We start from the raw sequence: 12,472 nt of genomic DNA on the forward strand, positions 1-12,472 counted from the left end.
CGGGCCGCTTACAGGCCCTGCCAGTCCGGCTTGGCCGCGTAGGTGGCACGGAAGTACGGCGCCAGCTTCAGCTTGGACGCGGCCGCCTCGTCGACCACGACGGTGGCGTGCGGGTGGAGTTGCAGCGCGGAGGCGGGCACCACAGCGGCGACCGGGCCCTCCACGGTCTGCGCGACGGCCTCCGCCTTGCCCTCGCCGGTGGCCAGCAGGACCAGGTGCCGCGCCTCCAGGATGGTGCCGATGCCCTGGGTGATCACGTGGCGCGGCACCTGCTCGATGTCGCCGTCGAAGAAGCGGGCGTTGTCCACCCGGGTCTGCTCGGTGAGGGTCTTGATCCGGGTCCGGGAGGCCAGCGACGAGCAGGGCTCGTTGAACCCTATGTGGCCGTCCGTGCCGATGCCGAGCAGCTGGAGGTCGACCCCGCCGGCCGCCGCGAGCGCGGCGTCGTAGGCCGCGCAGGCCGCCTGCACGTCGGCGGCGGCGCCGTCCGGGCCCATGAAGGCCTTCGGGGACAGGCCGAGCGGGTCGACCACCTCGCGCAGCACCACCGAGCGGTACGACTCCGGGTGCCCGGCGGGCAGGCCCACGTACTCGTCGAGCTGGCACACCCGCGCCCGCGACGCGTCCACCGCGCCGGCCCGCACCCGGGCGGCGAGCGCCTGGTAGACCGGCAGCGGGGTGGAGCCGGTCGCCACGCCGAGCAGGGCGTCCGGCGTGCGCCGCAGCAGGGCGGCCATGGCCTCCGCGATGAGTTCGCCGCCCGCGGCGGCGTCCGGCACGATGACAACTTCCACGCTGGGCCTGCCGTTCTGAAGAAGACGTGTGGTATAGACCAATCTATCAGATACGGCCGTTCTGGTGGTGCGGCGGGCGAAGTCCTGTGGTCGACTGGTGAGGGTCGGCGGGCGGGATGGAGGCGGTGGAGATGTCGGTTTCCGCGTCGTCCCCGGCTCCGCGCAGGGGCGAGCCGGGCTGGATCATGTTCGGCGAGATGGCCGAGCAGCCGGAGGTGCTGCGGCGGGTGCTGGCCGAGGCGGCGCCGCAGGTGCGGCAGACCGCGCGGCGGATCGCGGCCCGGCGGCCCCGGTTCGTGCTGCTCGGCGCGCGGGGCAGCTCGGACCACGCGGCGCTCTACGCGAAGTACCTGATCGAGGTCGAACTGGGGCTGCCCTGCGGGCTGGCCTCCATGTCGACCACTACCGCCTACGGTGCCACGCCGCACCTGGAGGACGTGCTGCTGATCACGGTCAGCCAGTCCGGCGGCTCGCCCGACCTGGCCTCGTCCACGCAGGCCGCCCGCGACGCCGGCGCGATCACCCTCGCGGTCACCAACAACCCCGACTCTCCGCTGGCGGAGGTCTCGGAGTACCACATCGACATGCTCGCCGGGCCGGAGAAGGCGCTGCCCGCGACCAAGACCTACACCGCGGAACTGCTGGTGCTCTACCTGTTCGTCAAGGGCATGCGCGACGACGACGGCGGGGCCGCCGCGGCGCTGCTGCCCGACCTCGCCGAGGAGGTGCTCGACCGCACCGCCGAGGTCCGGGCGCTGGCAGGGCGCTACCGCTTCGCCGAGCGGATGGTGATCACCTCGCGCGGATACGGCTACCCCACGGCGAAGGAGGCGGCGCTCAAACTGATGGAGACCAGCTACATCCCCGCGCTCGCCTACTCCGGCGCCGACCTGCTGCACGGGCCGCTGGCGATGGTCGACAACATCTCCCCGGTCATCGCGATCGTCACCGAGGGCCAGGGCGGACAGGCCCTCCAGCCGGTGCTCGACCGGCTGCGCGGGCGCGGGGCCGACCTGGTCGTGGTCGGCCCCAAGCGCCAGGTCGAGGCGGCCTCGGGCGGCTTCGTGCTGTCCACCGGGCGCCTGCCGGAGGCGCTCCAACCCGTCCTGGAGATCCTGCCGTTGCAGCGGCTCGCGTTCGAGGTCTCGGTGGCGCGCGGCCAGGACCCGGACTCCCCGCGCGGCCTGGCGAAGGTCACCGAGACGCGGTAGCGGGCCTTCCCACGCCGGCCTGCGAGGTCCGCCGGGCCGGACGATCGCGCCGCCGGTCAGACGATCGAGCCGCCGGACGCGTCGAGCCAGTGGCCGGTGATCCACCGGGCGTCGTCCGAGGCGAGGAACGCGACGACGTCGGCGATGTCCGCGGGGGTGCCCACTCGGCCGAGAGCGGAGTACGCGGCGGCCTGCTCCCAGGCGGCCGGGGTGGCGCGGATGATGGGGGCGGTGTTGTCGGTGTCCACGATCCCGGGGGCGACCGCGTTGACGGTGATGCCGCGCGGCCCGAGCGTCTTGGACAGGTCGCGGGTGAAGAGGTCGAGCGCGGCCTTGGACATGGAGTAGGCGATCAGGTCGTGCAGGACGGCGGTCCTGGTCAGGCCGGTGGAGATGTTGACGATGCGGCCGCCGTCCCGCATCCGGGGGAGGGCGGCGCGGGTGAGGAAGAAAGGGGCGCGGGTGTTGACCGCGAGGAGCCGGTCGAACTCGGCCCGGCCGATCGCGGCGAAGGGGCTCGCCGATCCGATGCCGGCGTTGTTGACGAGGATGTCCAGCCCGTCCGCGGCCCGGTCGAAGGCCGCCCACAGCGCCTCCGGGGCGTCCGGGTCCGCCAGGTCGGCGCCGAGCGCGAAGGCGGTGCCGCCGGCCGCCTCGATCGCGGCGACGGTCTCGTGGGCCGCGTCCGCGTTGCTGCCGTAGTGCACGCCGACCCTGGCGCCGTCACGGGCCAGCCGCAGGGCTGTCCCGCGGCCGATGCCGCGGCTGCCGCCCGTGACGAGCGCGGTCCTGCCGGTGAGCCGCCCACCGCTCGTGGCCGTCTCCGGATCGGCGGTCGGGGCGGTCCCCGCACCCGTCGCCGTCCCTGCTGCCGTACGTGTACCCGCCCTCGTGACGGTGGTCGTCATCGCCCGCTCTCTTTCTGTATCGCACGCTACAAAATGGCCTGCGGGGGAACGTACCACATTCTCTAGCGGGCGTTATAGAATCACCGCATGGTTCCTCCCCGCCCGCGTGGCCGCCCGCGCGCTTTCGACCGCGAAGCCGCTCTCGACCAGGCGGTGCGTGCTTTCTGGGAGCAGGGCTACGAGGCCACGTCCGTCGCGGACCTCACCCGGGCGATGGGCATCGGGGCGCCGAGCCTCTACGCGGCCTTCGGTGACAAGCGGGCCCTGTTCGCGGAGGTGGTCGAGGCCTACGGCGCCCGCTACGGGGCCTACGGCGAACGCGCGCTCGCCGAGGAGCCGTCCGCCCGCGCCGCGGTGGCCCGCATGCTGCGGGAGGCGGCGTACGCGTTCACGGGCGAGGCCCGGCCGCGCGGCTGCCTCGTGATCAGCGCGGCCGTGAACTGCACGACCCCCGAGGTGAGCGCCGGGCTGCTGGCCCGGCGCGAGGCCAACGTCGCCGCGATCCGCGACCGGATCCGGGATTCCGTCGACGCGGGCGAACTCCCCGCGGACACCGATCCCGGCGCGCTCGCCCGCTACACGGGCGCTGTCATCCAGGGCATGTCGCAGCAGGCCCGCGACGGTGCCACCAGGGAGGAGCTGAGCGCGATGGCCGAACTGGCCCTGCGGGCCTGGCCGTCGGAGCCGCACACACTTCGGGCCGCGGTGCCGGGAGAGGACCCTCAACCTCTCCAGCACCGCAGCCCGGAGTAGCCGTCGGCGCCGTGGTCGGACGGGTGTGCGGTGCCCTCCGACCCGATAGGGCCGACCAGTGAGGCGTCCGGCGTAGTCAGGGCAGAGAACGCCTTGGCCTCGATCCGTCCTCCTGTGCGGGGAGAACGGAGGTCTTTCCGATCCGTATTGTGGACTAGACCAGTGGGCCTTGTCCATGGGTGTGCCACGGATTCGGTCCGTGAATTCCCCGTGCGCCGTGCCGCGAAACGCTCAGGACCGCACAGCTTCCGCCGGAAGGTACGCTCGCAGGCGTGCCCTCCATGAACGATCTCGTCCGCGAGCACACCGGCCTCGACGCCTCCGACCTCGAATGGCTGCACCTGCTCGTCTCGGAGTGGCAGCTGCTCTCCGACCTGTCCTTCGCCGATCTCGTGCTGTGGGTGCCCACCCGCGACGGCACCCGGTACGTCTCGGTCGCCCAGATGCGGCCCAACACCGGCCCCACCTCGTACCAGGACGACATGGTCGGCCACCTGGTGCCGCGCGGCCGCCGCCCGCTGCTGGACGCGGCCCTGGACGAGGGGCGGATCGTCCGCGAGGGCGATCCGGAGTGGCGGGAGGAGGTGCCGGTGCGGGTGGAGTCCATCCCGGTCCGGCGCGACGGCCGGGTGCTCGGGGTGATCGCCCGCAACACCAACCTGCTGACCGTGCGCACCCCCAGCCGGCTGGAGCTGACCTACCTGCAGAGCGCCTCCGACCTGGCGCAGATGATCGCCGCGGGGTCCTTCCCGTTCCCGGCCGAGCAGGTCGACATGGACGCGTCGCCCCGGGCCGGCGACGGCCTGATCCGGCTGGACGCCGACGGCATCGTGCAGTACGCCAGCCCCAACGCGCTGTCCGCCTACCACCGGCTGGGCCTGGCCGCCGACCTGGTCGGCCACCACCTGGGCCAGGCCACCGCCGAACTCGCCCCGGAGCGCGGCCCGGTGGAGGAGGCGCTGGTGAAGCTCGCCAGCGGCTGGGCGCCCCGGGAGTTCGAGGTCGAGGCGGGCGACGGGGTCATCCAGTTGCGGGCGATCCCGCTCAAACCCAAGGGCGTGCACACCGGTTCGCTGGTGCTGCTGCGCGACGTCACCGAACTGCGCCGCCGCGAGCGGGAGCTGATCACCAAGGACGCCACCATCCGGGAGATCCACCACCGGGTGAAGAACAACCTCCAGACGGTCGCGGCACTCCTGCGGCTGCAGGCCCGCCGGATGGACTCCGAGCGGGCCCGTGAGGCGCTGGACGAGGCGGTACGGCGGGTCGGGTCGATCGCGATCGTGCACGAGACGCTGTCGCAGAACCTGGACGAGAAGGTGGAGTTCGACGAGATCGCCGACCGGGTGCTGGCGATGGTCGCGGAGATCTCACCCGGACGGGTCGCGACCCGGCGCGGCGGCAGGTTCGGCATCCTCACCGCGGAGACGGCCACGCCGCTGTCCATGGTGCTGACCGAACTTCTCCAGAACGCCCTCGAACACGGCTTCGGGCCGGGGGAGTCGGGCACCGTCGAGGTCCACGCGACCCGCGGCCGGGATCGGATCGCGGTCACCGTCCAGGACGACGGGCGCGGCCTGCCGGACGGCTTCGACGCGCAGAAGGCGGGCAACCTGGGCCTCCAGATCGTCCGCACCCTGGTCGTCGGCGAGTTGGGCGGCACCTTCGACATGCTCCCGGCCCCGGCCGGCCCTGGCACCCGGGTCGTCCTCGAACTCCCCCTGGACGCCTGACAGACGGCGCCCGGCACCGGCCACCCGAACCGGGCCCGGACACGACGAGAGCCCCGTACCCATCCGGTACGGGGCTCTTCGTGATGCTGTGTGCTGCGCGTGTTGACAGGTGCTGCGCGCTGCGGCTCGGGGGTAAGGCTTGTCGGTCGTCCGGTGTCTCAGGCGCTGGCGTTACGGGCCCGGTTGCGGGCGGCGCGGCGCTTCATCGCACGACGCTCGTCCTCGCTGAGGCCACCCCAGACACCGGCGTCCTGGCCGCTCTCCAGCGCCCACTGGAGGCACTGGTCCATGACGGGGCAGCGGCGACAGACGGCCTTGGCTTCCTCGATCTGCAGCAGCGCAGGACCGGTGTTGCCGATGGGGAAGAAGAGCTCGGGGTCTTCCTCGCGGCAAACGGCGCGGTGACGCCAGTCCATGGCTGCTCCAACTCCTTGTGTGACAAGCAGGTTGCTTGTGAATGTGAACGCTTTCACGAATCCCCCCACAGGGAACGGGACGCCACCCAGCCTTCGCTGGCTGGTGCGGTCCCGCTGGTGTGAGGTAGGAGATTCGGGCTCTCATGGGGGCCGGTTGTTCGGCCGTCCCGATCGCCAGTAAGAGACTCGCAAACCTCGGCTGGAGATACAACCCCTTCAGGAAAGTTTTTTTGGATTCCTCGGTGTCGCCTCGGTCACAGCCGTACTTCCATGGGGTGCGGGGCAGTCTAAACGTTCGAGTAAAAGGACTTTAGGCTCTTCGACTTACACAATCACACGCAGTGCACGGCGTACGCCTGTGAAGGTCGCGTTCGTACGCAGCCCCAGGTGGTCACCGTCGACCTGGAAGGGCAGCGGCGCCTGCGAATGCAAGGTGAAGTCCGTCAGATCGTGCAGGGCCACCGCGTACTTGCCCCGGGGGCCCCGCTCCGGGGTGGAACGGAGCAACTGCGCGGCGTAACGCGCCCCCGCCACCGTGGACATCTTGGTGACACCCAGCACGTCGAGCGCGGTGTCGAAGGACGCCCCGGGGGACGCGTACACCGGCTTGTTGCCGAGGTAGGTCCAGGGGGCGGTGTTGCAGATTATCGCCGTGGACAGGCCGTCGACCGGGTCGTGGTCCGGCCGATCGAGCGTGATCGTGCCGTGCCGGCGGTGCGGGTCGCTCATGAACTGGCGGGCCACCTGGCGCAGGTACAGGGAGTGCGTGGAGCGCTTGCCGGACTCCCGCTGCGCCTCGACCCGGCCGACCACCCCCGCGTCGAACCCCAGGCCCGCGCAGAAGGTGAACCAGCGCGGCGGCACGCCCTCGTCCTCGGTGCCCGGGGTGCCGCTCACCAGGCCCAGGCCCACGGTCCGCGAGGTGCCCGCACGCAGCGCGTCCAGCAGGGCGCCGGTCGCCTCCACGGCGTCGTTGGGCAGGCCCAGCGCGCGGGCGAAGACGTTGGTCGAACCGCCCGGGACGACGGCCAGCTGCGGCAGCGCCTCCGGGTCCGGGCCGTGGTGCAGCAGGCCGTTGACGACCTCGTTGACGGTGCCGTCACCGCCGAGGGCCACGACGAGTTCGACCTCGCCCCCCTCGGCCGCCTTCCGGCCCAGGTCGCGCGCGTGCCCGCGGTACTCGGTGGTGGCGACCTCCAGTTTCAGGTCGCTCGCGAGCGCCGTACTGATGACGTCGCGGACCCGTGCGCTGGTGGTGGTGGCGGCGGGATTGACCACGAGGAGGGCACGCATGCTCGACAGCGTACCTACGGATTTTCGCGCCCGGCTACGCTGGCAGCTGTGAGCCAGAAGAAGACGAAGCCCCAGCAGTCCGGCGCGGGCGGCCCGGCCGCCGGGGCGGACCCGCAGGCGCCGCCCACCGGACCGCTCCCGCTGCGGCTGACCGCCGCCGCCGCGGTGGCCGGGGTGGAAGGGCTCGCCATCGCCGCCTGGGGGGTGACGATGTTCTTCACGGGTGACGGCAAGGACGTCCTGCCCGGGTTCCTCGTGCTCGCCCTCGCGGCGCTGCCGCTGCTCGCCGCGTACGGGCTGCGCCGGGCCCGGCGGTGGAGCCGCGGGCCCGCGCTCATCATCCAGCTGATCTCGCTGCCGATCGCGTGGACCATGCTGCACAGTGACGGCGCGGGGATCGTCGCGGGGGGAGCGGTTCTCGCCGTCCTCGCCCTCGCCGGGCTGGTGCTTCTGGTGCACCCGGCGACCACCGATGCGCTGGGTATCAACAGGACCGCCGCATAACCCCTTGCCGTGCGTGCCCGGACCTTGCGGTCCGCTGTGGCTTGTCGCGCAGTTCCCCGCGCCCCTGGGGGGTGCCCCTTGGGGTGCGTTCTCGCCTTGCGGTGGGTGGTGGGTTGCTCGCGCAGTTCCCCGCGCTCCTGGGGGGTGCCCCTTGGGGTGCGTGGTCGCCTTGCGGTGGGTGGTGGGTTGCTCGCGCAGTTCCCCGCGCCCCTGGTTTTGTGCGGGTCCTCCGCGAGAAGAGGGCGACCACCAAGGGGCGCGGGGAACTGCGCGACAAGCCCACCACCGGCAGGTGGTCCCTCGACCGGGCAGGACGGGGCAGCCTGGAGGGTCCGCCCGGCCCGCTCGGCACGAGCTACTCGTCGATCAGGAGCTTGTCGCGGAGCTGGGCGAGGGTGCGGGCGAGGAGGCGGCTGACGTGCATCTGGGAGATGCCGACCTCCTGCGCGATCTGCGACTGCGTCATGTTGCCGAAGAACCGCAGCAGCAGGATCGTCTTTTCACGCGGCGGGAGTTGCTCCAGGAGCGGCTTGAGGGATTCGCGGTACTCGACCCCCTCCAGGGCCTCGTCCTCGGAGCCGAGCGTGTCCGCGACGGCCGGCGACTCGTCGTCGGTGTCGGGGACGTCGAGCGAGAGGGTGCTGTACGCGTTGGCGGACTCCAGCCCCTCCAGCACCTCCTCCTCGGAGATCTTGAGGTGCTCGGCCAGTTCGTGGACGGTGGGCGCCCGGCCGTGCCGCTGGGAGAGCTCGCCGGTGGCAGTGGTCAGGGCGAGCCGCAACTCCTGGAGCCGGCGCGGGACGCGGACCGCCCACCCCTTGTCCCTGAAGTGACGTTTGATCTCGCCGACCACCGTGGGGGTGGCGTAGGTGGAGAACTCGACCCCGCGGTCGACGTCGAACCGGTCCACGGACTTGATCAGCCCGATCGTGGCGACCTGGGTGAGGTCGTCGAGCGGCTCGCCGCGGTTGCGGAAGCGGCGGGCGAGGTGCTCGACCAGCGGCAGGTGCATGCGGACCAGCTGGTTGCGCAGCTCGGCCCGCTCCGGTGAGCCCTCGGGCAGCTTGCCCAGCTCGACGAAGAGCGCGCGGGCCCCCGAGCGGTCGTGCGGGTCGTGCTGCTCGGCGGACTCCTGCTCGGCGGACTCCGGCGCGGCCGGTTCGTGCTCCGGCCCCTGCCCGGACGGCTCCGGCCCCTGCCCGGACGGCTCGGGCCGCTCCGGCTGCTCCGCCGGTGTCGCGCGCTCGTGCTGATCCATCCGGTCCGCCTGCTCCGCCTGCTCCGACGCGTCCATCACTTCCCTACGGTCCATCCGGCTTCGGGCCGGGCCGGGATCGGGCTCCGCCGCCCCGGGTTCGGGGTGCGGTCTTGCCGACGGCTGTGGCGGCCCACCCGCCCGCGCGCTCCCGGGATCCGGCTGCTGGGCCGGTACGGAGGCGCGCCCGCGCGCCGCGGGCACGTCGTGCTCCGCGGGTGTGCCGGGGGTGTCTGGTGGGCTCACGACGGCCGCCTCACAGCCCTCACGACAGCCCGGGTACGGCGCCGCGCTTCTTGTGCAGACTGATGCTGACCGTCCGGTCCTCCGCGACGGTGGAGTCCACCTCGCCGGCCAGTGCCGACAGCACCGTCCAGGCGAAGGTGTCCCGCTCCGGGGCCCGGCCGTCGGTGGTCGGCGCCGACACGGTGACCCACAGCGAGTCCCCGACCAGCCGGAACACGCAGCTCAGCACCGAACCGGGCACGGCCTGCTGCAAGAGGATCGCGCACGCCTCGTCGACGGCGATCCGCAGATCCTCGATCTCGTCGAGGGTGAAGTCCAGCCGGGCCGCGAGTCCGGCCGTGGCCGTCCGCAGTACCGACAGATACGCTCCCGCCGCGGGCAGCCGGACCTCGACGAAGTCCTTCGACCCGGGCTCGCCTGCGATCTGGGACACCCACACCTCCAAGGTGGCACACAGTGATTGCTCTGGTTCGCAGCGACGCTACCGCGATCCGCACCCGGCTGTCGCCCGGACGGAGCACGGCACCTTCCCATTCTGTCACCCATCGTAAGCGTACGGGTACGGAACGTGGGTCGCGTGCTGCCGACTCAATGTGCATGAGTCGGCGCCTGGTTGGACGATCGGATCGTCGCACCGGTTGCAGTCGAGACTGATCCGTCGCCCACCGCTCCGGCCCGGGCCGCCAGCGCGTGCAGCGCGGGACCCGAAAGCCGCTGTACCGTCCACTGGTCCTGCGGCAGCGCACCGACGGACCGGTAGACGCCGAGCGCCTTCTCGTTCCAGTCAAGCACGGTCCACTCGAACCGCTCGAAGCCGCGCTCCACGCAGATCGCCGCGAGTGCGGCCAGCAGCGCCTTGCCGTGGCCCTCGCCGCGGACGTCCGGACGGACGTACAGGTCCTCCAGGTACATCCCGGGCTTCCCGATCCAGGTGGAGAAGTTCCGGAACCACAGCGCGAATCCGGCCGGTTCGGGGCTCACCGCCCCCTCCTGACCACCGGCGCCGTCCGGCACCGCTATCAGCGCGGACGCCACCGCGTCGGGACCGAACAGGGCCTCCCGCAGTTGCTCCTCGGTCGCCCTCGCCTCCTGCGGGGCCCGCTCGTACGCGGCCAGTTCGCGGACCATCGCGTGGATGGCGGGGACGTCTTCGGGCGTGGCGTGGCGGATCATGCCACCAGGTTACGGGGATGCGCTGTGACCGGGCCAAGGGCCCGATGAGTTCGTCCGCGGGTCACGATCCGGTGATCACGGCCGCGACCCGGGTGCCGGGCGGGAAAGCGCCTTCCTCGGCGAGGCGGAAGACCGCGTGCAGCGTCTTGGCGACGTAGACGGGCTCGACGGCCGCGCCGTCCAGGGCCGCGCGGTGGCGGGCGGCGAAGTCGGCGGTGAAGGCGGCCAGCTCCGGGCCGGTCCGGGCGAAGCCGCCGCAGTGGAAGCGGTCGTCCACCCGCCAGTCGCCGCGCCGCCCGCCGAAGGCGTCCTGCTGGAGGCGCAGCACCTCGTCGGCGAGGAAGCCGCCGCGCAGCACCGCCACCCCGATCGCGCGGGTGCCCGGTGCGAGTCCGGCGCCCAGCCCGGCCAGGGTGCCGCCGGTGCCGCAGGCGACCGCCACCACGTCGGCGGCGGCGCCGATCTCCCGGCCCAGTTCCGTACAGCCGTGGACCGCGAGGGAGTTGGAGCCGCCCTCCGGGAGCACGCAGGCGGGGCCGTACCGCTCCAGCAGCGGCGCCAGGACCTCGGGGTCGGTCTTGCGGCGGTAGGCGGCGCGGTCCAGGAAGTGCAGCCGCATGCCGTCGGCGGCGGCGGCGGCCAGCGAGTCGTTGAGCGGGCGCCGGGCCAGCTCGTCGCCGCGGACGACTCCGACGGTGCGCAGGCCGAGCAGCCGGCCCGCGGCGGCGGTGGCCCTCAGGTGGTTGGAGTAGGCGCCGCCGAAGGTCAGCAGGGTGTCGTGGCCGGCCTCGAGCGCCGCGGCGAGGTTCGGGCGGAGCTTGCGGAATTTGTTGCCCGGGAGGAGGGGGTGGGCGAGGTCGTCGCGCTTCAGCAGGAGGTGCACTCCGTGCCGGGTCAGCCGCTCGTCGGGGGCGGCCACCAGCGGGGTGGGCAGGCGCCCTGCGGGCAGCTGAACGGAGGAGGTCACCCCGCCATTCTCCCCGGGCGCTCGGGACCCTCTTTTCGCGGAGGGAGCCGCACATACCCAGGGGCGCGTGGGGGCACCACCCAGCCGCCAGGCTGGGGGAGAACTGCGCGAGCAACCGGCCACCGGCAGGTGGTCCCTCAACCGGCGGACAGGGGCACCCCGCGGGGTCAGGCGCACCCGGGTGTCACCCGAGGAGGTGACAACGGAGGGACGCGGAACCTCGGGCGCCGCGGGAGGATTTCTTCGCGGACCGGCTCCCACAGGCGGGATTCTCGGTGCATTCTTACTCCCGTGCACGAAGAGGTCCCGGGGCCCGCGCGGTCCGTACCGGACGGAGCCACTGCGGCCAGTGACGCGGGAGACGCGCTCACCGCGACCGTGCGCGGGCTGCTGCCCTCCCTCACCCCGGCCGCCGCACGGATCGCGACGCTCATCGTGCGCGACCCGGCGCAGGTCGCCCGCAGCACCATCTCCGAGTTGAGCGCGCTGGCCGGCACCAGCGAGTCCTCGATCGTGCGCACCGCCCGCGCGCTCGGCTTCGCCGGATATCCCGAACTGCGCCTCGCGCTGGCCGCGTCGGCGGCGCGGCAGGGTCCGCGCTCCACGCTCTCCGCGGGCATCACCCCGGACGACTCGACCCGTGAGGTCATCGCCAAGCTGGTGCACACCGAGTCCCAGGCGGTGCTGGAGACCGCGACCCAGCTCGACCCCGAGCAGCTGACCGGTGCGGTCGAAGCGGTGTGCGGGGGCGGGCAGTTGCACATCGCCGGGGTCGGCGCTTCCGGCCTCGTCGCGCAGGACCTCCAGCAGAAGCTGGCCCGGATCGGCCGGCCCTGCCACGCGCACGGCGACTCGCAGTCCGCGCTCACCAACGCGGTGCTGCTCGGCGAGGGGGACGTGTTCCTGGCGGTCTCGCACTCGGGGGAGAGCCGCGACGTGCTCGAACCGCTGCGCCGCGCTTCCTCGTTGGGCGCCACCACGGTGGTGATCACCAATCACCCGATGTCCTCGGCGGCGCGGCTCGCCCGTTTCGTGCTGGTCTCGGCGGGGCGGGAGACCACCTTCCGGCCGGGCGCGATGGCCAGTCGGATCAGCCAACTCGTGGTGGTGGACTGCCTGTTCGTGTGCGTCGCGCAGCACACCTTCGACCTCTCCAGCCGGGCGCTGCGGATCACCCACCAGGCACTGGAGAGCGACCGGGCGCGCTGATCGTCCGCGC

At 72.6% G+C, this 12,472-nt stretch carries 13 protein-coding genes; 5 read left to right on the top strand and 8 right to left on the bottom strand.

Annotation, left to right across the window (positions count from 1 at the left end; all coding sequences use genetic code 11):
• Nucleotides 1–8 precede the first annotated feature (8 nt).
• Complete coding sequence (gene nagB, locus C4U44_RS05340) at nucleotides 9–794, bottom strand: glucosamine-6-phosphate deaminase (protein ID WP_103884435.1); 786 nt, start codon at nucleotides 792–794, stop codon at nucleotides 9–11.
• A gap of 131 nt (nucleotides 795–925) precedes the next feature.
• On the opposite strand from nagB, the gene C4U44_RS05345 reads away from it, so the two are divergent.
• A complete protein-coding gene (locus C4U44_RS05345; protein WP_103884761.1) occupies nucleotides 926–2,005 on the top strand; it encodes an SIS domain-containing protein in 1,080 nt (359 codons plus the stop codon).
• 56 nt (nucleotides 2,006–2,061) lie between these two features.
• Here C4U44_RS05345 and C4U44_RS05350 read toward each other — a convergent pair whose 3' ends face one another.
• The gene (locus tag C4U44_RS05350; RefSeq protein ID WP_103884436.1) at nucleotides 2,062–2,913 is read right to left on the bottom strand and encodes an SDR family oxidoreductase; all 852 of its coding nucleotides are present in this window, start codon (nucleotides 2,911–2,913) and stop codon (nucleotides 2,062–2,064) included.
• Nucleotides 2,914–3,000: 87 nt separating this feature from the next.
• Here C4U44_RS05350 and C4U44_RS05355 point away from each other — a divergent pair, with 87 nt between their 5' ends.
• Nucleotides 3,001–3,666 (top strand): TetR/AcrR family transcriptional regulator, encoded by a 666-nt coding sequence (locus C4U44_RS05355; protein WP_103884437.1) that lies wholly within the window; start codon nucleotides 3,001–3,003, stop codon nucleotides 3,664–3,666.
• Nucleotides 3,667–3,947: 281 nt separating this feature from the next.
• Nucleotides 3,948–5,399: a sensor histidine kinase gene (locus C4U44_RS05360; RefSeq protein ID WP_103884438.1), complete on the top strand. Its 1,452-nt coding sequence runs from the start codon at nucleotides 3,948–3,950 to the stop codon at nucleotides 5,397–5,399.
• 158 nt (nucleotides 5,400–5,557) lie between these two features.
• Here C4U44_RS05360 and C4U44_RS05365 read toward each other — a convergent pair whose 3' ends face one another.
• On the bottom strand, nucleotides 5,558–5,815 hold the full coding sequence (locus C4U44_RS05365) for a WhiB family transcriptional regulator (RefSeq protein ID WP_037913060.1): 258 nt from the start codon (nucleotides 5,813–5,815) through the stop codon (nucleotides 5,558–5,560).
• A 324-nt stretch (nucleotides 5,816–6,139) separates the two neighbouring features.
• Nucleotides 6,140–7,108, bottom strand: a complete 969-nt coding sequence (locus C4U44_RS05370) for a diacylglycerol/lipid kinase family protein (protein WP_103884439.1) — start codon at nucleotides 7,106–7,108, stop codon at nucleotides 6,140–6,142.
• Between the two features lie 48 nt (nucleotides 7,109–7,156).
• On the opposite strand from C4U44_RS05370, the gene C4U44_RS05375 reads away from it, so the two are divergent.
• Entirely contained in the window at nucleotides 7,157–7,612 is a 456-nt protein-coding gene (locus C4U44_RS05375; RefSeq protein WP_103884440.1) for a hypothetical protein, read from the top strand.
• A gap of 355 nt (nucleotides 7,613–7,967) precedes the next feature.
• Here C4U44_RS05375 and C4U44_RS05380 read toward each other — a convergent pair whose 3' ends face one another.
• The 4 genes from C4U44_RS05380 to C4U44_RS05395 all read right to left on the bottom strand — a co-directional run bounded on the left by C4U44_RS05380 (nucleotide 7,968) and on the right by C4U44_RS05395 (nucleotide 11,253).
• Nucleotides 7,968–8,906 carry an RNA polymerase sigma factor SigF gene (locus tag C4U44_RS05380; protein WP_407642794.1) on the bottom strand — a complete coding sequence of 313 codons (939 nt, stop codon included), beginning with the start codon at nucleotides 8,904–8,906 and terminating at the stop codon, nucleotides 7,968–7,970.
• Between the two features lie 226 nt (nucleotides 8,907–9,132).
• A complete protein-coding gene (locus C4U44_RS05385; RefSeq protein ID WP_093740726.1) occupies nucleotides 9,133–9,546 on the bottom strand; it encodes an ATP-binding protein in 414 nt (137 codons plus the stop codon).
• Between the two features lie 155 nt (nucleotides 9,547–9,701).
• On the bottom strand, nucleotides 9,702–10,286 hold the full coding sequence (locus C4U44_RS05390) for a GNAT family N-acetyltransferase (protein ID WP_103884441.1): 585 nt from the start codon (nucleotides 10,284–10,286) through the stop codon (nucleotides 9,702–9,704).
• A 61-nt stretch (nucleotides 10,287–10,347) separates the two neighbouring features.
• Nucleotides 10,348–11,253 (bottom strand): 1-aminocyclopropane-1-carboxylate deaminase/D-cysteine desulfhydrase, encoded by a 906-nt coding sequence (locus C4U44_RS05395; protein WP_103884442.1) that lies wholly within the window; start codon nucleotides 11,251–11,253, stop codon nucleotides 10,348–10,350.
• A gap of 291 nt (nucleotides 11,254–11,544) precedes the next feature.
• Between C4U44_RS05395 and C4U44_RS05400 the strand changes: the two genes are divergently transcribed.
• Nucleotides 11,545–12,462: a MurR/RpiR family transcriptional regulator gene (locus tag C4U44_RS05400; RefSeq protein ID WP_103884443.1), complete on the top strand. Its 918-nt coding sequence runs from the start codon at nucleotides 11,545–11,547 to the stop codon at nucleotides 12,460–12,462.
• Nucleotides 12,463–12,472: the final 10 nt, after the last annotated feature.

Source organism: Actinacidiphila yanglinensis, from assembly GCF_900107965.1.
Lineage (GTDB): Bacteria > Actinomycetota > Actinomycetes > Streptomycetales > Streptomycetaceae > Actinacidiphila > Actinacidiphila yanglinensis.